Raw genomic sequence first — 22,757 nt, forward strand, 5'->3', positions numbered from 1 at the left:
ATGAGGTGAGCCGGCTGGTCGTCATTTCGAACCGTGTTGCGGTGCCCAAGGCCCGCGGTGCGGCGGGTGCGCAAGGCGGGCTGGCAGGTGCGCTCAACTCGGCGCTGAAGAAATTCGGCGGCATCTGGTTCGGCTGGTCAGGCCAGGAAAGCGAGGATCGCACCGGCAATATCAACCTCCAGCGCAACGATGGCGTGACCACTGCAACCATCGACCTCTCGACCCGCGACGTGGACGAATATTACAATGGTTACGCCAATTCCACGCTGTGGCCACTGTTTCACTATCGGCTCGATCTCACAGAATACGAACGCGAAACCGGCAAGGGCTACGAGCGCGTCAACGAACGCTTCGCCGAATGTGTCGAAGCGCTGATCGAGCAGGATGACCTCGTCTGGGTCCACGACTACCACCTGATCCCGCTGGGCGAACGCTTGCGGGCGAGGGGCCTCAAGAACCGGATCGGCTTCTTCCTCCACATCCCGTGGCCGCCGACCCGGCTGTTCGTCTCGCTGCCATTCCACGAGCGGCTGGTGAAGACGATGCTGCATTACGACGTGATCGGTTTCCAGACCCAGGAATGGCTGGAGAGTTTCCTGCATTATTGCGCCAAGGAGCTGGGTGCCGAGGTCAACGAAGCGACTGGCGAAGTTACCCATGAAGGGCGCACAGTGCTGGCGAAGGCCTATCCCATCGGTATCGACTGGGATCACTTCCAAGCCCAGGGCGAAACCGGCGAAGCGCGACAGGGCGCGCAGCGGCTGCTTGCCTCGACCCGGCATCGTACGGCCATGATCGGGGTCGACAGGCTCGACTATTCCAAGGGATTGCCGGAGCGGATCGACGGGATCGGGCGCTTCTTCGACCAGAATCCGGAGCGCGTGCGTGACCTGGTCTATATCCAGATAGCCCCACCGAGCCGCGAGGACGTCGAAAGCTATCAGAAAATCCGCAACACGCTCGAGCAAAAGACCGGCCAGATCAACGGTGCCCGCAGCGAAGTCGATATTGTCCCGATCCGCTATGTCAACAAGGGCTACAGCCACGCTGAGCTGTACGGATTCTTCCGTGCGGCCAAGATCGGGATGGTCACGCCGCTTCGCGACGGCATGAACCTGGTCGCGAAGGAATATGTTGCGGCGCAAGACCCGGACGATCCCGGCGTGCTGATCCTCTCACGCTTTGCAGGGGCGGCGGCGCAGATGCCGGATGCTGTGTTGGTCAACCCGCACAGTCCGGATGATCTCAGCCATGCGATCAAGACCGCGCTCGACATGCCGCTGGAGGAGCGCAAGCGGCGGTATCAGGCCATGATCGGCACAGTCCGCGACGACAATGTGCAGGAGTGGACAGCCAGCTTCATTGGCGACCTGAAGGGCTAGGGCCTCACACAAAACGCCGCGTTGGGATATGCGGTTGGTTCTCCGCTCGTATGCCGTTGGATTGGGCCAGAAACTCACGCAGGTCGCGATGCTTGGGGCCTTCGGCTCGCGCTGCCAGCACCTGGCGGATCTTGAGCAGCATGAACTTCTGGTCGAACGGCTTGCGAATATAGTCCTGCGCTCCGTTGTAGCGTGCCTGCTCTTCGTCGCTCGCGCCGCTCATGGCGGTAAACATGATCACCGGCAGGTCGTAAAGGCTTGGGGAAGCGCGGATTTGGCGCAGCACTTGCGCTCCGGACATGCCCGGCATGTCCTGGTCGAGCAGAACCAGGTCAGGTCGCTTCCAGTTTAGAAGTTCAAGCGCCTTCTTCCCGTCTGTGACCCAACCACAGGCGTGGCCGCCTGAAATCAGGATTTCCGCCGCCAGCTCGGCAATCAGCTCGTCATCGTCGACTATCAGGATATGCGCCATGGGCCCCGGCTCCTTGGGATTTGGTCATGCCGCGAGGATAGGCGGGAGTATGGCAAGCATCCGGAAACCGTACCCTAGGGATTTGTCCTGATAGGCGCAGACACAGCGGTGCTTGTGTCATCCGGATTCGTCATGCCAAGGCAGCGCGCATGAAATCCGATCGCGTCCTACCGCTCGAGCATGTCCACAATTTCCGCGACTATGGTGGCTATGCCATCCCCGGCGGAGGCCGTGTGAAGCGCGGGCTGCTGTTTCGTTCAGGCCACCACGCCGAAGCCAGCGAGGCAGACCTTCAGGCGATGGACGCGCTGGCGCTGGCGCATGTCGTCGATTTGCGCGGGAATGGAGAGCGGGCGGGGCAGCCGGTCAATCTGCCCGGCGGCTTCTCAGGTGAGCTGCTCTATTTCGATGGCGAGACAGCCGGGCTCGGCCATCACATGGAAGCGGTGGAAGGTGCCATGACGGCAGAGGATGCCCGCCAGGCGATGGAAAGGCTCTATTCGGCGCTACCGACGCGCACAAACCTGTTGTGGATCATGCGGCGGTATTTCGATGCCTTGGCGAAGGGGGAAGGGGCGAGCCTGGTTCATTGCCATGCGGGCAAAGACCGCACCGGCATGGCGGTTGACCTGTTGCATCAAGCATTGGGCGTTCACCCCGACGATGCGATGGAGGACTTCCTTCTCACCAACAAGGTGGGCGACCAGGAAGCCCGCATCGCGCAAAGTGCCCCGACCATCCGCGCCCGCTACGGTGATGTCGATGATGAGACCGTACGCGTGGTGATGGGCGTCGATGAGCGTTACCTGCTGGCCGCGCGCAAGGCGTTGACGGAACAATACGGTTCGGTCGAGACGTTCCTTGAAGAGGCGCTCGGGGTGGACGAAGCAAAGCGAGCCGCGCTGCGCTTGCATCTGGTGGAAAGCTGACCACATCGGCTGGACGGGCGCCGCGCCCCGTCGCAAAGGAACTTCTTTCGCGGGCAACCGCTCCGCGCGCTGACAGGACACTGACAATGGCTACCCACCGTACCAAGATGCTCATCATCGGCTCCGGCCCGGCCGGATATTCAGCCGCCATTTACGGCGCGCGGGCGATGATGGAACCGATCGTGGTGCAGGGCATCCAGCCCGGCGGGCAGCTGACCATCACCACCGATGTCGAGAACTATCCCGGCTTCGCTGACGTGATCCAGGGCCCGTGGCTGATGGAGCAGATGCAGAAGCAGGCCGAACATGTCGGCACGAAGATGATGTGGGATACCATCGTAGAAGTCGATATTGCCGGGGGCTCGCCCTTCCGCGCTGTTGGCGACAGCGGTGATGAGTATATCGGAGATGTGCTTGTCATTGCGACCGGAGCGCAGGCCAAATGGCTGGGCGTGCCGGGCGAACAGGAACTGGGCGGCAAGGGTGTGAGCGCTTGCGCCACCTGCGACGGGTTCTTCTATCGTGGCAAGAAGGTCGCAGTGATCGGCGGTGGGAATACCGCAGTCGAAGAGGCACTGTACCTGACCAATCACTCCGACGACGTGACGCTGATCCACCGGCGCGACGAGTTGCGCAGCGAAAAGATCCTGCAGGAACGGCTGTTCAAGAACCCCAAGATCTCGACGCTCTGGAACAAGACCGTCGAGAGGTTCGAAGCAGGCGAGAACGGCACTCTGGGCCATCTCGTGCTCAAAGACACCCAGACGGGTGAGGCCTCGACCCTGGAAGTCGATGGTGCCTTCGTTGCGATTGGTCACGCGCCGGCAACCGAATTGTTCAAGGGCAAGCTGCCGATGGACGAAGGCGGCTACCTGCTGACCGAACCGGGCTCACCGAAGACAGAGGTTCCGGGCGTCTTTGCGGCCGGCGATGTGACCGACCACACCTATCGCCAGGCCGTCACGGCAGCGGGTATGGGTTGCATGGCTGCGCTCGATGCCGAGCGATTCCTCGCCACGCTCGAGTTCGCTGAGGCTGAAGCGGCGGAATAGCCCCAAGGATTCAGCCCCAGCGTAGGCTGGGGCCTCCTGAAACTAATGTGCAGCCAGTTTGTGGGCGGTCCCAGCCTGCGCTGGGACACACCGCAACGTTACATGTGAATGTCGAACAGGAACAGGGTCGCGTGCAGAATAAGCGCGATCAGTACCAGGCTCGACAGTGCGAACAGGATGAAACGCACCAGCACCTTGTTTGCGGTAACCTGGACCAGCGAGTGGATCACCCGCAGCCCCATGTACATCCAGCCCAGCAAGGCATTGATCCCATCGCCCTGGCCGACAATGGCGAGGGTGATGGCAATAGCATAGAACACCGTTGGTTGTTCATGCAGGTGATTGTAATTGTGCGCTTTCCACTGGACGTTAGCAGGCAGGACCGCATCCAGGTCCTTGCCCGTGCCTCCAGTGAGGTTGGCCGTGTCTATTTCAGGCGCTTTGTTCATCGCCGGGATGCGGGTGGCGTACATCCACAGCCACATCACCATCGTCCAGATGGCGAGCGCAACGACAGGTTGAAGAATGGCCATGCCGGTGGTCATGCAAGAACTCCAGGATTGTGGAACAGGGTTGCCATCACTGCACGGATCGCAAGCGCAGTCAGAACGATGGTGGAAACGAGGAAGATCAGGAAGCGGACGCTGACGACATTGACCAGCGCTTGCCACAGCGAATGGACGATGCGCAGCCCGACATAGCCCCATGCCAGCAGCACGTCTGTCCCCGTGGCACCCATCATGGCGAGGATCAGGACGGTCGGATAGAAGATCGTCGGCTGTTCCATCAGGTGGGCGTAGTTATGCGACTTCCAGTTGACCTTGTCGGGGATCACCCCTTCCAGGTCCTGGCCGCGTCCGCCGGGCTTGGCTTCTTTCAGGTCCATCCCTGACTTGGCCATCGCTGGAAACCGCGTCCCCGCAGTCCAGAACAGCATGATGATTGACCAGACGACCAATACGGCGGCCGGCGCGAGCATTTGTGCTTGCATGGGCTCCCCTCCCTTGTGAAGCGCAAGTGGTGGCGGGGGCGCTGGCGATTGTCAAACGCAACCTATCCTGCGGCAATCGTCTCCGCATAGCTGGCCGCATCGGTATTGCCGCCGGTGAGCATGATCACCGTGTTCTGATCAAGCGGGACCTTACCGGCGAGGGCGGCGGCAAGTGCGGCAGCGCCACCGGGCTCCACGACCAGCCGCATCTTCGAAAATGCGAAACGCTGGGCCGCACGGACTTCGTCATCGGTGACAGCTACGCCGGCATCCGAACGGTCCTTGAGCACAGCGAGATTGATCGGCTTGGTGGCGGTTGGTTGCAGCGCATCGCAGATTGTCTTCGGCGGATTGGCACCGACCGACACGATCTCGCCGGCTTCGATGGCTTGTCCGACCATGTCCCACCCAACGGGCTCGACCGGGACGATGGCACTTTCTGGGCAGGCCAGCGACAGGCCCGCAGCTAGCCCACCGCCGCCGCAGCAGGCGAGTATGCGAGAGGGTTCACGCCCCAACTGTTCGGTGATTTCGATACCGGCGGTGCCTTGGCCCTCGATCACCCATGGGTCGCCAAAGGCATGGACCAGCGTGCCGCCCTGTTGCTCGATCAGGCTTGCCGCCACGGCATCACGATCCTCACCCGGGCGCTCGTACAGCACGATCTCTGCACCCAGCGCGGCGGTCGCGTCCAGCTTCACCTTGGGCGCATCACGCGGCATGACGATGGTTGCGGCGATACCGAGCTTGCGCGCCGCCCAAGCCACGCCTTGCGCATGGTTGCCGGAGGACACCGCGACTACGCCGCGTGCCTTCTCCTCGTCGGAAAGGGCAGACAGCCTGTGCCACGCGCCTCTGATCTTGAAGGCACCAACCGGTTGCAGCACTTCGGCCTTGGCCCAGCACTGCACGCCGTCGATCTCGACGGGGAGCAATGGGGTGGGCCGCAGGATCGCAGCGATCTTCTCCATCGCTTCGATGATGCCTGTGCGAGTTGGTGTTCGGATCATATTGCCCTGCCAGTGCATTTCCTTATGTGAGTCCCCGCGAAGGCGGGGACCTCGGGCAACCGGCGTTCCGCCAGAAATCATGAGGCCCCCGCCTTCGCGGGGGATCAGTAATGAAAGAGGGTTCCATGTCCACAGTTCTCGTGATCGGTGCCGGCGGCGTCAGCTCGGTCTGCGTCCACAAGATGGCGTTCAATCCGGAAATCTTCAGCGATATCCACCTTGCCAGCCGGACCAAGAGCAAGTGCGATGCCATCGCTGCCAGCGTGAAGACCCGCTGCGGGGTCGAAGTAAAGACCTACGAGATCGACGCCGAGGAAGTTCCGGCGATGGTCAACCTGATCCGCAAGATCCAGCCGAGCCTCGTGGTCAACCTCGCGCTGCCATACCAGGACCTGCCGATCATGGACGCCTGCCTCGAAGCGGGCGTGAACTATCTCGACACCGCCAATTACGAGCCCAAGGACGAGGCCAAGTTCGAATACAAGTGGCAGTGGGCCTATCACGACCGCTTCAAGCAGGCTGGGCTGATGGCGCTGCTCGGTTCGGGCTTCGACCCGGGCGTGACCAGCGTCTTCACCATGTGGCTGAAGAAGCACAAGCTCAAGACCATCCGCACGCTCGACATCCTCGATTGCAACGGCGGCGATCACGGCCAGGCCTTCGCCACCAACTTCAACCCCGAAATCAACATCCGCGAAGTGACCGCGCCCGCGCGGCACTGGGAGAATGGTGAATTCGTCGAGACCCCGGCGATGGGCAAGAAGGTCGAGTTCGACTTCGAGGGCGTGGGGCCCAAGAACATGTACATGATGTATCACGAGGAGCTGGAGAGCCTCGCCAGGTTCAATCCCGAGATGGAGCGCGCACGCTTCTGGATGACCTTCGGTGATGCCTATATCACCCACCTGACCGTGCTGCAGAATGTCGGCATGACCTCGATCGAGCCGATCAAGTACAAGGGCAAGGAAATCATCCCGCTGCAGTTCCTCGCCGCGGTGCTGCCCAAGCCGGAAACCCTGGGCGAGACGACCAAGGGCAACACCAATATCGGCTGTATCGCGACGGGCGAGACACTGGATGGTTCAGGCGAGAAGACCTTCTACATCAACAACATCTGCAGCCACGAAGCCGCCTATGAGGAAACCGGCAACCAGGCGGTGAGCTACACCACCGGCGTCCCGGCGATGATCGGCAGCGCCATGATGATGCAGGGCAAGTGGGCTGGTGACGGTGTCTTCAACATGGAAGAGATGGACCCAGATCCCTTCATGGACATGCTCAACCAGCACGGCCTGCCGTGGCAGGTGAAGGAACTGGACGGACCGGTGGATTTCTAACCATCGGGCGTCGCGACTGTTGTCAGTCTATGGTACCAATCCGTCATGCGAGTTTTGCCTACGACCTACAGAGGCGTGGAATTTAGATCGCGTGCCGAGGCGCGATGGGCATTCGCTTTTGATCGTCTGGGACTCGATTGGGACTACGAACCGGAGGGCTTCGATCTGCATCACGGCTGGTATTTGCCCGATTTCTATATCCCGTATTGGGATGCCTATTTTGAGGTTAAGGGGCGAAAACCAACTGCGCATGAAATCTTACTCTGCGATGATCTCTCGGTTTTCACCGAGAAGCCGGTGATCATTTCACATGGACCACCGCATCCTGACCGTTCGATTTTCGAGGGACACTTCTCAACCTTTCAACCTGAATTTGACGTTGATGGTAACCTGTATGCGGACTGGCATACTGGCGGTTTTGTTTATGGCAGGCGTGCCGATCACCCTAATTGCTCGTTCCATATCGGCAATCTGAATTTCCTAGGTTGTCCTCGAGGTGCTGAGCTTCGACGCGCCATTTCTATGGCGGCTAGCCACCGGTTTGGAAGTCACTAGAAATGGAAACCAAAGCCGGCGATCCGGGCGCGTTTGCGCATTTTGACCTGAACCGCGTCGATAGCCCTGCTTTCATTGTCGATGCCCCGAAATTGCGGTCGAATTTGCAGATCCTCGCTGAAATCCGCGACGCGGCCGAGATCAAGGTGCTGGCCGCGCTCAAGGCTTTCAGCATGTGGTCGGTGGCGCCGATCATCGGAGAATATCTCGATGGGGTCTGCACCAGCGGTTTGTGGGAAGCACGGCTCGCCAGCGAGTTCTATGATGGCGAGATCAGCACCTATTGCGCGGCCTACAAGCCGGAGGACCTCGAAGAGGTCTGCCGCCTGTCCGACCATGTCATCTTCAACTCGCCGCAGCAGATCGAGCGGGCGCGGCTGATCTTGGAACAGGCGCGGCTGACGGCGGGCGATTTCGAGATCGGGCTGCGCATCAACCCGATGGTGCCGACCGGCGAAGTCCCGCGCTACGACCCTTCCAGCCCCGGCTCTCGTCTCGGCTTCCCGATCGACCAGCTGACGCCGGAGGTCATGGAAGGGATCGATGGCATCCACTTCCACAATCTGTGCGAGCAGGATTTCGAGCCGCTGCACCAGACCTGGGACAAGGTGTTCGACGCGATCGAGCCGTGGTTCGGCCAGCTCAAGTGGATCAACATGGGCGGCGGCCACCATATCACCCGTGCCGACTACCAGCGCGAGGAGCTGGTCGAATTCCTGAGGGATGCCAAGGACGATACCGGGGCCGAGATCTATCTCGAGCCGGGCGAGGCGGTGGCACTCGATGCCGGGATCCTGGTCGGCACCATTCTCGATGCCGGTGTCAACGAAGTGCCCTTTGCGATCACAGATGTCTCGGCCACCTGCCATATGCCCGATGTCATCGAAGCGCCGTATCGTCCGGCGATGCTGCACGAGAGCGTGGAAGGTGAGGCGGTCCGCCTCGGCGGCCCTTCCTGCCTCGCCGGTGATGTTATCGGCGACTACCACCTGCCGGTGCCCTGCGAGCCGGGCCAGCGTTTCGCTTTCCTCGACCAGGCGCATTATTCGATGGTCAAGACCAACACCTTCAACGGCGTGCCTTTGCCGAGTATCTGGCTGTGGGACAGCGAAAACGACCAGCTCGAGCTGGTGAAGGAGTTCGGCTACGAGGACTTCCGCGACCGCTTGAGCTGAGCGCTAGCCGGACTGGTCGCTCCAGCCCAGCTGCTGGTTCACCTGCTTGGCAAGGTTGCCCATCGACGCGAATTGCTGGGCGCACTGTTCGACCATGGCGCGGTCACGCTCAGGGTTCATCGTGCCGCCTTCGAACATGTTGCCACCGCGAACCGCCACGATGATGTCGCCTTCGACGAAAAGCGAACAGACGTCTTTTCCTTCGAAGGCGTTTTCCATCGCCAGCAGCCGCTCGACATAGAGTGGATCTACCAGGTAGCGGGCTTCGACCTGGTCGTCGCTCCAGACCTCAAAGGTGTCCTCGAAATCCGGATGGACCATGTCGACCGCATCGAGCTGGTGGCCCTTGAACTTGACGCTGTCTTTCCGCCCGCCGAGCCCGAACCAGCTCTGGTGCTTGCCGGCACGCTGGACCAGTGTCGTGCCATGGAAGCGGCGTCCGGAGGCAATGCGGATGATTGCCCCGCGAAATACCGTAACCCAGCGCCGGTTCTTGCCTGATCCGCGTCGTTCCTCAAGGTGCGCCTCGTGCAGCAGGAACTGGTGCCCTTCGAGCTCACCGCTCCAATAGTCTTCGGTCGAAGACCGGTCATGCGAAGGCAGCAGGCGGAATTGCTTTGCCAGTTCGAACTCGCGCCCTTCGTCGCCATCGTGTGAATAAAGGATACCCAGCGCCTCGGCGATGCCTTGGTTGATGCCGATCTTGACCCGCTTCTTGGCTTCGCGGATCGGCCCGGTGGCCCATCCATAGGCAGCAACACAGGCAAAGCCGGCCCCCCAAAGCTTTACGGTGAAGTCGATCGGGATCAGGATAAGGCCAGCAAGCAGCAACGGACCGAGCACGATGGCCGCCTTCCAGCCACGGCTCCAGGCTTGCGACTTGGCTTCGGCACGGGCGCTGCGCTGCTCTTCAAGGAATTGCCCCAGCGATCCGGCCATCAGCCGGTCGATGTCAGGCATGCTAACCATTGGTCTTGACCCCCCTTGCGCCATGCTCTCCTATAGTCGGGTCATTAACAAGGGGGTAGGGCAATGGGCGTGATAATCGTTTTGGTCGTGGTGGCGGTCATCGCCCTGCTCGTGGTGGGGATATACAACCGCCTTGTCGGCTTGCGGCAGAATGTCCGCCAGGGGGTCGCCGATATCGACGCCCAGCTGCGCCAGCGGCACGACTTGATCCCCAACCTTGTCGAGACAGTGAAGGGCTATGCCACGCACGAGCAGGACACGTTCGAACAGGTGACCGAAGCCCGCAATCGCGCCGCAGCCGGGAACCTTTCGTCATCGGACGAAGCCCAGCTGAAGGTCGCTCTCGATCGTCTCCTGGCGCTGGCTGAAAACTATCCCGATCTCAAGGCCAACACCAATTTCCAGGAACTCCAGCGCGAACTCGCCAACACTGAAGACAAGCTGGCCGCTGCCCGCCGCGCGCTCAATGCAGCGGTGGCTCGCTTCAACACCGCGCGCGAGAGTTTCCCGGCCGTGATGTTCGCCGGCGCGTTGGGGTTCCAGGAAGCGGACTTCCACCGCCTCGACGACAGCGAGCAGGGTGTTGTTGACCAGGTTCCGCAGGTCAGCTTCAAGTAACTTTCCGGCTTTTTCGGAACACCTGCAATTCGCACCCATTGGTCAGGAAAACAGGGCACTTTTTCCTTGCGCTTGAGACGGTGCGCACGTAATGCGCGCGCTCCGCTGCCCCAAGGGGACTCTTAACCGCAAGGCAGCCTTGTTCAGAACTAAACCTTCTGGGGGTCCCTTGAGTTGCACATTTTTCCTGATGCCAAGGCTGTAGTCCGCGCCCTCGCGCCGGACGAGCCCGTAATCCTCAACCGCCCGCATGCCGCTGCGCGCGCCGCCCGCTTCTTTGTCGAGAAGTTCCCGGGCCGGGTGCTCTATGCCGTGAAGGCGAATCCGTCGCCTGAACTGCTCACCATCCTGTTTGCCAACGGCGTGACGCATTACGACGTGGCGTCGATTGCCGAAGTCAGGCTGGTGCGGGAGACGTTGCCGGAAGCGACGCTGTGTTTCATGCATCCGGTCAAGACGCAGCGCGCGATTGCCGAGGCCTATCACCAGCACGGCGTGCGTACCTTCAGCCTCGATACTGCCGAGGAACTGGAGAAGATCGTAGATGCCTGCAGCGATGAGCAGGGAAATCCTGCCAAGGACCTGAAGCTCTGCGTCCGCATCCGTGTCTCGTCCGACTATTCGGAGCTGTCGCTGGCAAGCAAGTTCGGCTGTGATCTCACTGAAGCTCCCGGCCTGCTGCAGCTGGCCCGCCAGCATTGCGACTGGCTGGGCGTCTGCTTCCATGTCGGCAGCCAGGCGATGACGCCGTTTGCCTATGTCCAGGCTATCGAGCGCACTCGCGCGGCGATTGCCGATGCGTCGGTCGTTATCGACATGATCGATGTGGGGGGCGGGTTCCCGAGTGTCTATCCGGGCATGGAGCCGCCGCCGATGGAAGATTACTTCGCCATCATCCACAAGCACTTCGAGGCGCTGCCGGTCGCTTACAACGCCGAGCTGTGGTGCGAGCCTGGTCGCGCGTTGTGCGCTGAATACAGCTCGCTGGTGGTGCGGGTCGAGAAGCGTCGTGGTGACGAGCTGTACATCAACGACGGTGCCTATGGCGCTCTTTATGACGCCGCGCATGTCGGCTGGAAGTTCCCGGTGCGCGCGCTTGAAGACGACCTGATCAAACCGGAGATGGACTTCGCTTTCTACGGCCCGACCTGCGATGATGCGGACTTCATGGAAGGGCCCTTCGCGCTGCCTGAAGACATCCAGGCCGGCGACTTCATCGAAGTCGGCATGCTGGGTGCCTATGGCGCAGCGATGAAGACCGGCTTCAACGGCTTCGGCAATGCCGAGCAGATCATTGTCGAAGATGAGCCGATGCAGAGCCTTTATCGAGGCGACCGCGAAATCCCGCAGACGGATAACGTCGTCAACTTGCGCTGATTATTCCTGATATTGCCGGATAAGGAAGACCGCCGCAGACGGGATCGGTCGCGGCGGTCTTCGGAGGAGCGACCCTCTGTTCGCAAGGATGCGACCAAGGCGGCTCTCGTCGCATGCTCGCTAGTGCCGGGTCGGTCGGAAGACGCTTCGGGAGGGACAGGAGGAAACTGTCGACAACCGACCCCGGCACTCGATTCGCTTAGGCCTGCTGTAGAAAGAAGAAAATACGGACCTTGGGCTATGGTCTGCGCCACCGCTCAAGCGTCACACACCGGCTTCGACGGCGATCCTGACGAGGTCTGCACTGGTCTTGAGGCCCAGCTTCTCCATCACAAGGCCCCGGTGCATCTTCACGGTCTTCTCGGAAAGGCCGAGTTTGGCAGCCACTTCCTTGTTGCGCAGGCCTGAAGCGACCAGCGTGGTCACTTCCAGCTGGCGTGGGGAAAGGGTCTTGAGCATCTGCGCAGCGCGCTCACGTCGGGCCATGCCCATGTTCGGCTGGTCGTCGGCGATCTCGACCTGGCTGCCGAGAAAATACTGCAATTGGTCATCATCGTCGAAAATCGGCGCTACAAGCACGGCGTTACGAAAGGGCGTACCGTCTTTCTTGTAGTTGAGGATCTCGACCAGGACGGATTTGTGTTCGCGCACGCCTTCCCGGATTTTCTCGGTCAGCCACGGTTCGGTACCGGTCCCGGCAAGAAACCGGCAATTGCGACCGACGCATTCTTCCTGAGTGTAGCCGGTCAGCTCGACAAAGGCGTCGTTGACGGCAACGAGCGGATTGTCGGCCTGGCGAGGATCGGAAATGACCGACGCAATCGGGCTGGCTTCGATCAGGTCGCGCACCCATTTGGCTGGCAAGGGCACGGGATGACGTTCGCCATCACCCGGCGTTGCAGCGCCCTGGTCGGTTGTTTGTCCCATCACAGTCATATTGAACCAACGCAAAAGGATTGCAAAGGTTGCAATGTGGCGGGAGTTTAGCCGTGGCCAACCTGCACTTCGAGGAACTGCGGCTTGCTTGTCGCGGCCCCGTGCATGCGCTCCATGGGATAGCTGCCCTGAGGCAGCGAAGTGAGCGGCATGCCGGCTGCGGCAAGCGCATAGGGTGAGACGCGATGACGCGTCACCAGCCCGCCAGCACCATCGCTGACAAGCGGAGTTTCGAATTCGACCGCGATCATGGCATCCGTGCTGCGGGTGACTTCGCACACCACCAGCTGGCCTGAACCAAGGTCGAGCACCAGCGGGGTTCCGATCGGGACACCGGCGATGCCATCGATGCGGGCTCCGGTGGTCGAGAGGTCGCGGATGACGGCTCGATAGTGGTGGTCATCGTGGATGATGCCGATCCGTCGGAACATGCTGCGGCGCTCGCGCCGATGTGTATCCGGCCCCTCGGGTTCGATCTTGAATTCGCCGGACTGGATCAGTTCGAGGATCTTTTCCTGCGGCATGGCCTTGGCGTAGAGCCAGCCCTGGATCAGGCTGGCACCCTTGTCACGCACGACCTTGAGTTGGTCGAAGGCTTCGACGCCCTCGACCGTTGTTTCCATGCTCAGCGCATTGGAAAGACCGACGATGGCGGCGATGATCTTGGCGCTGTTCTTTTCCTGCTCGGTACAGCTGTCGACGAAGCTGCGATCGACCTTGATCTTGTCGAACGGGGCTGAGCGCAAATAACTGAGCGAGGAATAGCCGGTCCCGAAGTCGTCGAGCGCCAGGCGCACTCCGAGCCCCTTGAGGGTCTTGAACGTGACTTCTGCGGCATCGGTATCGCCGAGGAAGACGCTTTCAGTCAGCTCCAGTTCCAGCCGGTCGGGATCGAGCCCGGACTGTGCAAGGACATTGGCCACGGTTTCAGGGAAGCCCTTGTGCGCGAACTGAACGGCCGAGACATTCACGGCCACGCGTACGGTGCTGGGCCATTGCTTGGCATCGTCGCAGGCCTGGCGCAGCGCCCATTCGCCCATCTGGATGATGAGGTCGGATTCCTCGGCCACGGGGATGAACACACCGGGGCTAACAAAGCCGCGCTCTTCATGGTGCCAACGCATCAACGCTTCTAGGCAGACAACCGTATTGTCCGTGGCACGAACAACGGGCTGGTAATTCAGCTCGAGATCGCCTTGGGCTAGCGCCTCACGCAAGTCGTCGAGCAGTTCCTGCCGTTCTTCTTCCTCGTCCTTGAGGTCGGCGTGGTAGAAGCGGAACTGGCCGCGCCCGCCATTCTTGGCGGAATAGAGCGCCAGGTCGGAGGCCTTGACCAATTCTTCCCGGTCGACCCCGTCGTAGGGAGCAATGGCGATGCCGACCGATGTCCCGATGACGGCACGCTTCTCGTCTTCGATGGGGTAGGGCTGGGAGACGATCTTGATGATCTTTTCGGCCATTTCACCCAAAGTGCCGCGGTCATCGAGATCAGGCAGGATGATCTGGAATTCGTCGCCGCCCAGACGGCCGATCTCACCGCGATCCCCGACAATTGCCCGGAGGCGTTCAGCCGCCTGGACCAGGACCGAGTCGCCGGCTGGGTGACCCATGGTGTCATTGACCTGCTTGAACTTGTCGAGGTCCAGCATCATCAGCGCGCAAGAGCGCTTGGCCGACCGGTACGCGGCAAGAATGCTTTCCAGCCGCTTGTTCATGTAGTGGCGGTTGGCGAGCCCTGTCAGCGAGTCATATTCTGCCAGCTTGGTATCGATGATCTTGCGTTCGTACTCGACTGTCACGTCCTTGGCATGGCCGCGATAGCCGCAGAACTTGCCCCCACGATCGAACTTCGGATGCGCTGTGATGGACCACCAGGTCTGTTTCACGTCATGGCGCGACTTGCCGTCGGCAAAGCGAACCACCAGGTCATTCAGCTTGTTATGCGCCTTGAGCTGGAAATTGAGCGGGCGCTGGGTGGCACCGTCAGGGTTGTCGGGATCGGTTTCAAACAACTCGACGATGGGCTTGCCCAGCAGCTCGCCGCGTTCCTTGCCGAGCTTCTCGCGCGCGCCGTCGGTCAGGTAAATAAGGCGGCCATCGGCATCGCTAGCCCATAGCCAGCCGATCCCGGCCTGCTCGATGTCTTCGAGCACTTCCAACCGCTTTTGCGTGTCTTCCGGTCCAATGACACCGGCAAGATCGCCTGATGCCCCGGAATCGCTGCGGGGCGATTTACCCTGGAAGAGGCTACGAACTGACATAGGCGGCGGCGTTCCCTTCTCGCGCAAGCGCGCGGCTTGGCGAGCAGGAGTAGGCCGGAAATGGTTACCATTGGGCTAAGGGCAGGCGGTAAACGCCCGTTTTTCGCGCCGTTAGTCCGGTTTGAAAAACGGCTTGTCGCCGGCGATTGTGACGCGTTCCATCACCCGCCTTGCAGGGAAATAGTCGCTCACCGCAAGGTGCTGGCACACGCGGTTGTCCCAGAACGCGATCGAGCCAGGCTGCCAGCGGAACCGGCACTGGATCTCTACGTCCCATGCAGTCTTGTAGAGATGGTCGAGCAGCCAGCGGCTTTCTTCGGGAGCCAGCCCTTCGATATGGCTGGTGAAGCCATTATTGACGTAGATCGCGCGTTCGCCGGTCTCTGGATGGGTCCGGATCACCGGGTGGCGCATCGGCGGATACTTGTCGTGCAAGTCCTCGGGTGCCTTGCCCAGCCGCTTGGCGAAGACCCGGGCGATATCGTGCACCGCTGTCAGCCCCTGGCAGAATTCCTGCATTTTCGGGCTCAGTCGCTCATAGGCGAGGTGCATGTTGGCAAACAGCGTGTCGCCGCCGACCGGCGGGATCTCGCGCGCCAGCAGGATCGAGCCCAGCGATGGGCATTCGCGCCAGGTAACGTCCGAATGCCAGTTGTTCTCTTGTCCCCGGCTCTTGGGCCCGTGGGCGATGCGCAGGACCTCCGGATTGGGCTGGTCCTTGGGCGTAGCCGGATGGATTTCGAGTTCGCCGAAGTGGCGCGCGAAGGCGATGTGCTGGTCCTGGGTCAGGTCCTGCTCGCGGAAGAAGATCACGCCGTATTTGAGCAAAGCCGAGCGGATCGCCGGGATACTGTCGGCGATGTTGCTCGCGCCAAGGTCGATTCCGTGGATCTCGGCCCCGATTGCTGGTGTCATCGGGCGTACATCGAGCGATCCCGTATCGAGCGCTTCGCGGTCGAAGGTCTTTGCGATGGTGGCCATGTCTCTCTCCCTTGCCTGAGAGAGTGCCGCGAACAACGCTGTCAGTCAAACCCCACGAAGCGCGCGGCTTCCGACACCTCACGGCGGGTGATCTTGACCGGATTCGCTGGAAAGTCAGGGTCGGGCCAACCCATGGCGACGGCTTTCATGATGACCTGGTCATCCGGAATGCCGGCATGTTCGCGCACCACAGGGCTCTGCATGATCCCCTGCGAGTTGATCACGCACCCTAGCCCGCGGCTCCACGCGGCGTTGACCAGCGCGGTGGTGACTGCTCCACAATCGAAAGCGGTATCGTCGCTGTCGGACAGTTCCTTGTCATAGGTCACGATCACGCACACCGGCGCATCGAACTGGCGGAAGCCGCGCAGCACCCAGTCTTGCCGCTTTTCCTTGTCGTCGCGCTCGATGCCCATGGCTTCGAACAGCTGGATGGCGCAGCCAACCTGCCGATCGCGGTGGACGCCCTGGAACGCATGCCCGCGGCGGAACTCGCGGCTGTCAGGGACACCGGCGAGGATGTTCTCGGTATTGCCCTTGCGGATCCGGTCGAGCGGCTCGCCGGTGATGACATGGAAGTGATAGGGCTGGGTGTTCATCGACGAAGGCGAGCGCATGGCCATCGCCAGCACCTCCTCGATCAGTGCCTGCGGCACCGGCTTGTCGAGATACCCGCGGATGGAGCGCCGCCCGAGAACGACTTCGTCAAATTTCTGGTCTGGATTGCCGTACACGCTCGTCTCTCCCGAATCTGTTTGCGGCAGAGCTAGCGCAAGCAAGAGCGAGGACAAAGGACGCTACGGAACGCGAATGCCTTATGCCGCTTTCCTGAGCTCCAGCTCCAGCCGGTCCCAGATTTCGACTAGTGCTTCGACCAATTCGCGCATCATGTCTTCAGTGTGCGCAGGGCCCGGGGTGAAGCGCAGGCGCTCGGTACCGCGCGGCACGGTGGGGAAATTGATCGGCTGCACATAGACGCCGTATTCAGCGAGGAGGATGTCGCTGATCTTCTTGGCGCGGACCGGGTCCCCCACCATCAGCGGGACGATATGCGTCGTGCTGTCCATCACCGGCAGTCCGGCATCGCGCATCAGCTGTTTGAGTTTCGCCGCAGCGGCCTGCTGCGCATCGCGTTCTTCGCTGCTGGCCTTCAGGTGACGGACTGAAGCGAGCACGCCAGCCACCAGCGGCGGAGCCAGCGAAGTGGTGAAGATGAAGCCCGGGGCATAGCTGCGGATGCAGTCGATGATCTTGGCATCGGCGGCGATATAGCCGCCCATGACGCCGAAGGCCTTGCCCATGGTGCCTTCGATGATATCGATCCGGTGCGCGGCCTCGTCCCGCTCCGAAATGCCGCCGCCATGCTCGCCATACATGCCCACGGCGTGGACTTCGTCGATGTAAGTGAGCGCGTTGTACTTCTCGGCCAGGTCGCAGATGGCGTGGATCGGAGCGACGTCGCCATCCATCGAATAGACGCTTTCGAACGCGATGACCTTGGGCGTTTCGGGTGCCTCGGCAGCGAGCAGCTCTTCAAGGTGTTCGAGGTCGTTATGTCGGAAGACGCGCTTCTCGCAGCCCGAATTGCGGATGCCGGCGATCATGCTGGCGTGGTTGAGTTCATCGGAAAAGATGATGCAGCCGGGCAGCAGCTTCGCCAGAGTCGACAAGGTCGCGTCGTTCGAGACATAGCCGCTGGTAAACAGCAGGGCGCTTTCCTTGCCATGTAGTTCGGCCAGCTCGTGCTCGAGCTGGATGTGATAGTGCGTGTTGCCGCCAATATTGCGGGTGCCGCCCGAACCGGCACCGACATCATGCAGCGCTTCTTCCATGGCTGCGATTACCTTGGGATGCTGGCCCATGGCGAGATAGTCGTTGGAGCACCACACCGTGATCGGCTTGGGACCGTTGTGACCGTGGAAACACCGCGCGTTGGGATAGGCACCCTTGTTGCGCAGGATGTCGATGAAGACCCGGTAGCGGCCTTCGGCATGAAGCCGGTCGATCGCCTGGTCGAAGATCTGGTCGTAGTTCATGGCTTGGGGAGCGCAGATAGTGCGATTTTTGCAAGGATTCCACCGTGATCTTTGCGAACGATTCGCAGCATCGCGCTTCAGCCGGGGCTGAACTCTTGCGGCAACGGGCCGTCGGTGTCGGTGCGCCAGAATTCCGGGCGGACCGAGTCCACGAAAGCGCACACCTCGGCGCGGATTTCCAGCCACATGGCGCGTTCGTCGGCAGCGTTTTCGGGAAGCGTCGCGAAGAGTACCTCCAGCATGCTGTCGACCAGCCCCATGTACCATTGCGGGCCGACCTTCAGAGTGTCGTGATGGTGGCCGATGGTGGTGCCTTGCTCGATCATGGTAGACTGCCGGTCGCTCGCCCATTGCAGCAGCATGTAGGCGGTGGCGGTGACCATGCGGGCTTCCAGCTCGGCGGTGTCGCCCAGTCCATGCTCGACGAAGGCTGCGCGCACATCGGGAAACCGTCGATAGTAGCTGGCCAGCACGTCTGCCGTGAAATCGCCGCGCTGCTCGACCAGTCGTTCCATGCCGCGCTCGGCGAGCTCCGCGCGGCCGGTCATGTCACAACTGCTCGATCCGATCGAAGCCGTAGGGCCTGAAGGCATCGAGCATGGCCTGGTCGGGCGGGGCAGTCACCACCACGCGGTCGCCATCACCCCTCGCGAATTCCTGTCCCTCGGTGAGATAGGCTATCCGACGCGCTATTCCTTCGGCACCGTGAACAAATCGGACCCCGCCGCCCATCGCCGCGCGCAGTTCGTCCTCCAGCAGGGGGAAATGCGTGCAGGCCAGCACCACAGTGTCGATCTCCATGCCTCGGGTATGGTCGCGTAATCCGGCGACCGTTGCGGCGATCGCGGCGCTATCGATCGTGTCACCGCGCAGCTTGCGCTCGGCCTGCTCGACCAGCTCGGGCGCGGCATGGCGGATCAGCAGCTTGTCGCTCGCAAACTGGCGCTCAAGCTCGTCGACATAGCCCTGGCGGACGGTAGCGGCGGTGCCAAGCAGGCCAATGACCCCGGTTTGCGTCATTTCCGCGGCAGGCTTGATCGCGGGGACGGTGCCGATGACCGGAACCTCAAGCACTTCGCGGACCATGCCAAGGGCGATGGTGCTGGCGGTGTTGCATGCGATGCAGATGGCGCGCGGGTGATAGCGCTCGCTCATCCGGCCCAGCAGGCCGCAGACCCGCGCGGCGACTTCGGCCTCGGTCTTGGTGCCATAGGGCAGGCCGGCATAGTCGGCAGCGTAGATCACGGGTGCTTCGGGCAAGACCTTGCGCAGCTCTGCCAGTACCGTGAGCCCGCCAACACCGGTATCGAACAGCACGATGGGTGCTGCCGGATCGACGGCCTGGTTGGCGAAGTGTCCCATTCTTGCTTGCTTCCTCGGCTGCGGAGCTATCTCCTTATTTTTCCGTAGCCCGATTGCAAGCGATCTGCCTATGATGGTTCGAAATGGGAGGGGCCCACACAATGGATTACAATCTCGATCCGTCGCTGGCTGCGCTGCTCGGTTATGCCTTCGGTTCGATCCCGTTCGGCTTGTTGCTGACGAAAATGGCCGGGCTGGGCGATGTCCGCAATATCGGCAGCGGCAACATCGGTGCCACCAACGTCCTGCGCACCGGCAACAAGGGGCTGGCAGCGGTGACCTTGCTGCTCGATCTGGCCAAGGGTTTCATTCCGGTATTCCTGGCCTGGCAGTGGTTCCAGAACGACATTGGCTGGGCGGCGCTAGGCGCGGTGGTGGGGCACTGTTTCCCGGTCTGGCTCGGGTTCAAGGGCGGCAAGGGGGTCGCGACCAATGCCGGTGTGTGCTTCGGACTCGGGTGGCAGATTGGGCTCGCATACGCCGTGGTATGGCTGGGCATGCTCGCAGTTACCCGGATCAGTTCGGTAGCCGGGATGACGTCGGTCATCGCCGCAGCCGGTGCCGCATGGTATTTCGACAGGCCGACCTTCGTTCCGCCGCTAGTGCTGATTGCGCTCCTCATCATCTGGTTGCATCGGGCCAATATCGGCCGCTTGCTGAAGGGAGAGGAACCCAAGGTAGGGAGCAAGCAGCAGTGATCTCCTGCGAAGACAGGAGTCTCAGGCCACCTGGTCCAAACCTCAGGGTGACCCCGGCCTGCGCCGGGGGTGGGTGATATTTGGCAGAGGTCGCACTCTCACAGGCTGAAGCTTTTGCCCGGATCCGGTTGTTGCGCTCGCCGAACATCGGGCCGGTCAGCTATGCGCAGCTGTTGCGGCGGTTCGGGTCGGCGGAGGCCGCGCTTCAAGGATTGCCGGATATCGGCAAGCGCGGGGGCCGCAGCTACAAGCCGATCGCAGCCGAAAAGGTCGAGCGCGAGATAGAGTCCGTGCGCAAGGGCGGAGCGCGCTACGTCTTCCATGACCAGCCCGAATATCCGGCGCTGCTGGGCGAGATCGAAAGCGCGCCGCCCATCCTGACATATCGCGGGGACCTGGCGCTGGCGGCCAAGCCTTGCGTGGCGATGGTCGGTGCGCGCAACGCCAGCGCCGCAGCGGTCAAGCTGGCGAGAGAGTTTGCCTCTGCACTAGCGGGCGAAGGCTTCACGGTCGTCTCCGGCTTGGCCCGGGGCATAGACGGAGCCTGCCACGAAGGCGCTTTCCCGTCGACGATCGGGGTCATCGCCAGTGGGATCGACATTGCCTATCCGCCGCAACACGCCGAATTGCAGGAACGGATCGCCAGTGAAGGCCTGTTGCTGGCTGAGCAACCTCCCGGCACTGAACCACGAGGCAGCCATTTTCCCAGCCGCAACCGGATAATCGCGGGCATGGCTGGCGGTACGCTGGTGGTCGAGGCTGCGCCCAAGTCCGGCTCGCTCATCACCGCGCGGCTGGCAGGCGAAGCGGGGAGGGAGGTCATGGCGATCCCCGGTTCGCCGCTCGATGCCCGATCCGCCGGCTGCAACCAGCTGATCCGCGAAGGCGCGGTCCTGGTCCAGGGACCTGAGGACGTGATCGAGCTGCTGCATGGCTTCGATGGCAATCCGCATTCGACTTTCCGTGATACCGGCCCCATCGAATTCGATCATGCGCCCGAGGAACTGGCAGAGGCGGAACCGGCAGACGTCGGTCGTTTGCTGACAACAGCGCCGGTGGCGGTTGACGAACTGATCCGGCAATCGGGCGAAAGCTCGGCTTCGGTCCAGCTGGCCCTGCTCGAACTGGAAATCGCGGGAAAACTAACGCGCCATGCTGGTGGGCGGGTGTCATTGGCCGCATGAAGTATAGATCATGGTCTTGGGGGTAATACTGTGAAGAGAAACTCCGATTTTGGCGGCTTCCTCGGCGAAGCCTTTGCCCTGGTTCGCGACGCCCTGCCTGGGGTGACGGTCTATGTCATCGTGATGGCCATGCTGGGGACGGTTCAGCTCTATTTCCAGGGTGGGGCCGATTCAAACTTCGGCTTCAGCCGGGGCTTCATGCTCACGGAATCGGTCGTGGCACAGGGCGCGCTTGCCATCCTGGTTGTCCTGGCAACGGGAATCGCCGGTCTGGTGGTGCAGTATTTTTATTTTTCCTACCTGCTTGCGAACCGTGGATACACCATCCCTCATAACCGTATCCTGGCCTACGTCGGGTTCACGATCCTGTTCGGGCTTGGCGTTGGCCTGGGGATTGTGCTGTTCATCATTCCCGGGCTTATCCTGCTGACTCGCTGGTCACCTGCGACGGGGCTGGTGGTGGGCACCGACACTCCGGTGATGGATAGTTTCGGGCAGAGCTGGGACATGACTGCTGGCTACGGCTGGCCGATCTTCTTTGGTTATGTCGTGCTGGGCATCGCGACTTCGATCGTCACCGCCATGGTGATCTTCCCGGTCGTCGGGTTTCTTGGTCAAACCAGCATCACCTATTTCTTCGTAAGCTCGCTGGCGGAGAACTTGCTGGGTGCGATCATCGGGGCCTTCACCATCGGCGTGTTTTACCTGCTGCACGACAGCAGCGAACAGTTCAGCGAGGTGTTTGAGTGAACGAGCAGGGCTACGCGGCCGATTTCTGGCCGCGCTTGGTTGACGAACAGGTCCGGGTAGCCATTGCCGGGAAATGGTACTTGGTCGGCTGCACAGTCGCGACCATGGCCCCCTACATGTATCTCGACGTCTACGCTTTCGAGAACGATGGCTTGTACGGGCTCATGGGCTTGGTCAGCTGGGCAATCAACTATGTCCTCTTCGTGGGCCTGATGAACAAGGCCGGTTACCTGGACCAGGGAATGAAGACCGGGATCGGGACATATTTCGCGCTCTGCATTGCGACCGGCATACCGATTGCCCTTGCGCTTGTGATGTTGATCCTGCCCGGCCTCTATCTCGCGATGCGCTGGCTGCCAGCCTTCTCAAGGGCGATGACGACCACAGACGGTATCGGCAATGCGATGCGCTGGAGCTGGGACAAGACGGAACCGGTACAGGGTTCGTTGGCGAGGACGCTGATCATTCCGGTCCTGCTCTATGCGGCAGGTATTGGCCTCCCGTTTGCCTATGAACGCTACTACGACCTGCTCGACTGGAATGCGTACGTCGCACTGGCGCTGGGGTGGAACTTCCTTGTAACGGCTGCAGCATTCTGGTGGACGCTGGCCGGAGTGGCGGCATTCGGCTGTATCGAAGGGCGCGATCGGTCTTGGGAGGCTGTCTTTGAATGACGACTTGA

General features: G+C 61.5%; 24 protein-coding genes. 12 read left to right on the forward strand and 12 right to left on the reverse strand.

The genetic code is table 11. The features are described from left to right. Positions 1-5 precede the first annotated feature (5 nt). A complete protein-coding gene (locus QPW08_RS07540; protein ID WP_284125115.1) occupies positions 6-1,382 on the forward strand; it encodes an alpha,alpha-trehalose-phosphate synthase (UDP-forming) in 1,377 nt (458 codons plus the stop codon). A gap of 4 nt (positions 1,383-1,386) precedes the next feature. Here the strand turns inward: QPW08_RS07540 and QPW08_RS07545 are convergent, their stop codons facing one another. Continuing rightward, the gene (locus QPW08_RS07545; protein ID WP_284125116.1) at positions 1,387-1,854 is read right to left on the reverse strand and encodes a response regulator; all 468 of its coding nucleotides are present in this window, start codon (positions 1,852-1,854) and stop codon (positions 1,387-1,389) included. A 149-nt stretch (positions 1,855-2,003) separates the two neighbouring features. Between QPW08_RS07545 and QPW08_RS07550 the strand changes: the two genes are divergently transcribed. After that, positions 2,004-2,783, forward strand: coding sequence for a tyrosine-protein phosphatase (locus QPW08_RS07550; protein WP_284125117.1), 780 nt, complete (start codon positions 2,004-2,006; stop codon positions 2,781-2,783). Between the two features lie 86 nt (positions 2,784-2,869). Continuing rightward, positions 2,870-3,835 carry a thioredoxin-disulfide reductase gene (gene trxB, locus QPW08_RS07555; RefSeq protein ID WP_284125118.1) on the forward strand — a complete coding sequence of 322 codons (966 nt, stop codon included), beginning with the start codon at positions 2,870-2,872 and terminating at the stop codon, positions 3,833-3,835. A 98-nt stretch (positions 3,836-3,933) separates the two neighbouring features. On the opposite strand, the gene QPW08_RS07560 is transcribed toward trxB, so the two are convergent. From QPW08_RS07560 to QPW08_RS07570, 3 genes are all read right to left on the reverse strand, one after another. Further along, positions 3,934-4,380 (reverse strand): MAPEG family protein, encoded by a 447-nt coding sequence (locus QPW08_RS07560; RefSeq protein WP_284125119.1) that lies wholly within the window; start codon positions 4,378-4,380, stop codon positions 3,934-3,936. Continuing rightward, the gene (locus tag QPW08_RS07565) at positions 4,377-4,826 is read right to left on the reverse strand and encodes an MAPEG family protein (protein WP_284125120.1); all 450 of its coding nucleotides are present in this window, start codon (positions 4,824-4,826) and stop codon (positions 4,377-4,379) included. Before QPW08_RS07565 ends, QPW08_RS07560 begins: the two co-directional genes overlap by 4 nt. 62 nt (positions 4,827-4,888) lie before the next feature. Continuing rightward, positions 4,889-5,836, reverse strand: a complete 948-nt coding sequence (locus QPW08_RS07570; RefSeq protein ID WP_284125121.1) for a threonine ammonia-lyase — start codon at positions 5,834-5,836, stop codon at positions 4,889-4,891. Between the two features lie 125 nt (positions 5,837-5,961). Between QPW08_RS07570 and QPW08_RS07575 the strand changes: the two genes are divergently transcribed. From QPW08_RS07575 to QPW08_RS07585, 3 genes are all read left to right on the forward strand, one after another. Continuing rightward, positions 5,962-7,173, forward strand: coding sequence for a saccharopine dehydrogenase family protein (locus tag QPW08_RS07575; RefSeq protein WP_284125122.1), 1,212 nt, complete (start codon positions 5,962-5,964; stop codon positions 7,171-7,173). 75 nt (positions 7,174-7,248) lie between these two features. After that, entirely contained in the window at positions 7,249-7,728 is a 480-nt protein-coding gene (locus QPW08_RS07580) for a PDDEXK family nuclease (RefSeq protein WP_284125123.1), read from the forward strand. A gap of 2 nt (positions 7,729-7,730) precedes the next feature. Continuing rightward, positions 7,731-8,903 (forward strand): carboxynorspermidine decarboxylase, encoded by a 1,173-nt coding sequence (locus tag QPW08_RS07585; RefSeq protein WP_284125124.1) that lies wholly within the window; start codon positions 7,731-7,733, stop codon positions 8,901-8,903. Positions 8,904-8,906: 3 nt separating this feature from the next. On the opposite strand, the gene QPW08_RS07590 is transcribed toward QPW08_RS07585, so the two are convergent. Continuing rightward, the gene (locus tag QPW08_RS07590; protein ID WP_284125125.1) at positions 8,907-9,863 is read right to left on the reverse strand and encodes a DUF3137 domain-containing protein; all 957 of its coding nucleotides are present in this window, start codon (positions 9,861-9,863) and stop codon (positions 8,907-8,909) included. Between the two features lie 72 nt (positions 9,864-9,935). On the opposite strand from QPW08_RS07590, the gene QPW08_RS07595 reads away from it, so the two are divergent. Together QPW08_RS07595 and QPW08_RS07600 are read left to right on the forward strand one after the other, a co-directional pair. Continuing rightward, positions 9,936-10,490: a LemA family protein gene (locus QPW08_RS07595; protein WP_284125126.1), complete on the forward strand. Its 555-nt coding sequence runs from the start codon at positions 9,936-9,938 to the stop codon at positions 10,488-10,490. A gap of 174 nt (positions 10,491-10,664) precedes the next feature. Next, positions 10,665-11,867 (forward strand): type III PLP-dependent enzyme, encoded by a 1,203-nt coding sequence (locus tag QPW08_RS07600; protein WP_284125127.1) that lies wholly within the window; start codon positions 10,665-10,667, stop codon positions 11,865-11,867. A gap of 264 nt (positions 11,868-12,131) precedes the next feature. On the opposite strand, the gene QPW08_RS07605 is transcribed toward QPW08_RS07600, so the two are convergent. The 7 genes from QPW08_RS07605 to murI all read right to left on the reverse strand — a co-directional run bounded on the left by QPW08_RS07605 (position 12,132) and on the right by murI (position 19,443). Beyond that, complete coding sequence (locus tag QPW08_RS07605; RefSeq protein WP_284125128.1) at positions 12,132-12,794, reverse strand: LuxR C-terminal-related transcriptional regulator; 663 nt, start codon at positions 12,792-12,794, stop codon at positions 12,132-12,134. Positions 12,795-12,850: 56 nt separating this feature from the next. Then, positions 12,851-15,064 (reverse strand): EAL domain-containing protein, encoded by a 2,214-nt coding sequence (locus QPW08_RS07610; protein ID WP_284125129.1) that lies wholly within the window; start codon positions 15,062-15,064, stop codon positions 12,851-12,853. 111 nt (positions 15,065-15,175) lie between these two features. After that, complete coding sequence (locus QPW08_RS07615) at positions 15,176-16,045, reverse strand: TauD/TfdA dioxygenase family protein (protein ID WP_284125130.1); 870 nt, start codon at positions 16,043-16,045, stop codon at positions 15,176-15,178. Between the two features lie 41 nt (positions 16,046-16,086). Then, complete coding sequence (locus tag QPW08_RS07620) at positions 16,087-16,779, reverse strand: nitroreductase (protein ID WP_284125131.1); 693 nt, start codon at positions 16,777-16,779, stop codon at positions 16,087-16,089. 81 nt (positions 16,780-16,860) lie between these two features. After that, positions 16,861-18,081 (reverse strand): 5-aminolevulinate synthase, encoded by a 1,221-nt coding sequence (hemA, locus tag QPW08_RS07625; RefSeq protein ID WP_284125132.1) that lies wholly within the window; start codon positions 18,079-18,081, stop codon positions 16,861-16,863. Positions 18,082-18,158: 77 nt separating this feature from the next. Beyond that, complete coding sequence (locus tag QPW08_RS07630) at positions 18,159-18,629, reverse strand: protoglobin domain-containing protein (protein WP_284125133.1); 471 nt, start codon at positions 18,627-18,629, stop codon at positions 18,159-18,161. Position 18,630: 1 nt separating this feature from the next. Further along, positions 18,631-19,443, reverse strand: a complete 813-nt coding sequence (gene murI, locus QPW08_RS07635) for a glutamate racemase (RefSeq protein ID WP_284125134.1) — start codon at positions 19,441-19,443, stop codon at positions 18,631-18,633. A gap of 101 nt (positions 19,444-19,544) precedes the next feature. Between murI and plsY the strand changes: the two genes are divergently transcribed. The 4 genes from plsY (at position 19,545) to QPW08_RS07655 (ending at position 22,749) form a co-directional block, all read left to right on the forward strand. Further along, on the forward strand, positions 19,545-20,141 hold the full coding sequence (gene plsY / locus QPW08_RS07640; RefSeq protein WP_284125135.1) for a glycerol-3-phosphate 1-O-acyltransferase PlsY: 597 nt from the start codon (positions 19,545-19,547) through the stop codon (positions 20,139-20,141). 80 nt (positions 20,142-20,221) lie between these two features. Continuing rightward, on the forward strand, positions 20,222-21,325 hold the full coding sequence (gene dprA, locus QPW08_RS07645) for a DNA-processing protein DprA (protein WP_284125136.1): 1,104 nt from the start codon (positions 20,222-20,224) through the stop codon (positions 21,323-21,325). A 30-nt stretch (positions 21,326-21,355) separates the two neighbouring features. Then, entirely contained in the window at positions 21,356-22,075 is a 720-nt protein-coding gene (locus QPW08_RS07650; RefSeq protein ID WP_284125137.1) for a hypothetical protein, read from the forward strand. After that, positions 22,072-22,749 (forward strand): hypothetical protein, encoded by a 678-nt coding sequence (locus QPW08_RS07655; RefSeq protein ID WP_284125138.1) that lies wholly within the window; start codon positions 22,072-22,074, stop codon positions 22,747-22,749. The genes QPW08_RS07650 and QPW08_RS07655 overlap by 4 nt, the downstream gene beginning before the upstream one ends. Positions 22,750-22,757: the final 8 nt, after the last annotated feature.

Origin of the sequence: Parerythrobacter aestuarii (assembly GCF_030140925.1) — a bacterium.
GTDB classification, from domain to species: Bacteria; Pseudomonadota; Alphaproteobacteria; order Sphingomonadales; family Sphingomonadaceae; genus Parerythrobacter; species Parerythrobacter aestuarii.

Coding starts and splice junctions, on each gene's coding strand:
- QPW08_RS07545 (WP_284125116.1), bottom strand. CDS start 1,854: ATGGCGCATATCCTGATAGTCGACGATGACGAGCTGATTGCCGAGCTG.
- QPW08_RS07550 (WP_284125117.1), top strand. CDS start 2,004: ATGAAATCCGATCGCGTCCTACCGCTCGAGCATGTCCACAATTTCCGC.
- trxB (WP_284125118.1), top strand. CDS start 2,870: ATGGCTACCCACCGTACCAAGATGCTCATCATCGGCTCCGGCCCGGCC.
- QPW08_RS07560 (WP_284125119.1), bottom strand. CDS start 4,380: ATGACCACCGGCATGGCCATTCTTCAACCTGTCGTTGCGCTCGCCATC.
- QPW08_RS07565 (WP_284125120.1), bottom strand. CDS start 4,826: ATGCAAGCACAAATGCTCGCGCCGGCCGCCGTATTGGTCGTCTGGTCA.
- QPW08_RS07570 (WP_284125121.1), bottom strand. CDS start 5,836: ATGATCCGAACACCAACTCGCACAGGCATCATCGAAGCGATGGAGAAG.
- QPW08_RS07575 (WP_284125122.1), top strand. CDS start 5,962: ATGTCCACAGTTCTCGTGATCGGTGCCGGCGGCGTCAGCTCGGTCTGC.
- QPW08_RS07585 (WP_284125124.1), top strand. CDS start 7,731: ATGGAAACCAAAGCCGGCGATCCGGGCGCGTTTGCGCATTTTGACCTG.
- QPW08_RS07590 (WP_284125125.1), bottom strand. CDS start 9,863: ATGCCTGACATCGACCGGCTGATGGCCGGATCGCTGGGGCAATTCCTT.
- QPW08_RS07595 (WP_284125126.1), top strand. CDS start 9,936: ATGGGCGTGATAATCGTTTTGGTCGTGGTGGCGGTCATCGCCCTGCTC.
- QPW08_RS07605 (WP_284125128.1), bottom strand. CDS start 12,794: ATGGGACAAACAACCGACCAGGGCGCTGCAACGCCGGGTGATGGCGAA.
- QPW08_RS07610 (WP_284125129.1), bottom strand. CDS start 15,064: ATGTCAGTTCGTAGCCTCTTCCAGGGTAAATCGCCCCGCAGCGATTCC.
- QPW08_RS07615 (WP_284125130.1), bottom strand. CDS start 16,045: ATGGCCACCATCGCAAAGACCTTCGACCGCGAAGCGCTCGATACGGGA.
- hemA (WP_284125132.1), bottom strand. CDS start 18,081: ATGAACTACGACCAGATCTTCGACCAGGCGATCGACCGGCTTCATGCC.
- QPW08_RS07630 (WP_284125133.1), bottom strand. CDS start 18,629: ATGACCGGCCGCGCGGAGCTCGCCGAGCGCGGCATGGAACGACTGGTC.
- murI (WP_284125134.1), bottom strand. CDS start 19,443: ATGGGACACTTCGCCAACCAGGCCGTCGATCCGGCAGCACCCATCGTG.
- plsY (WP_284125135.1), top strand. CDS start 19,545: ATGGATTACAATCTCGATCCGTCGCTGGCTGCGCTGCTCGGTTATGCC.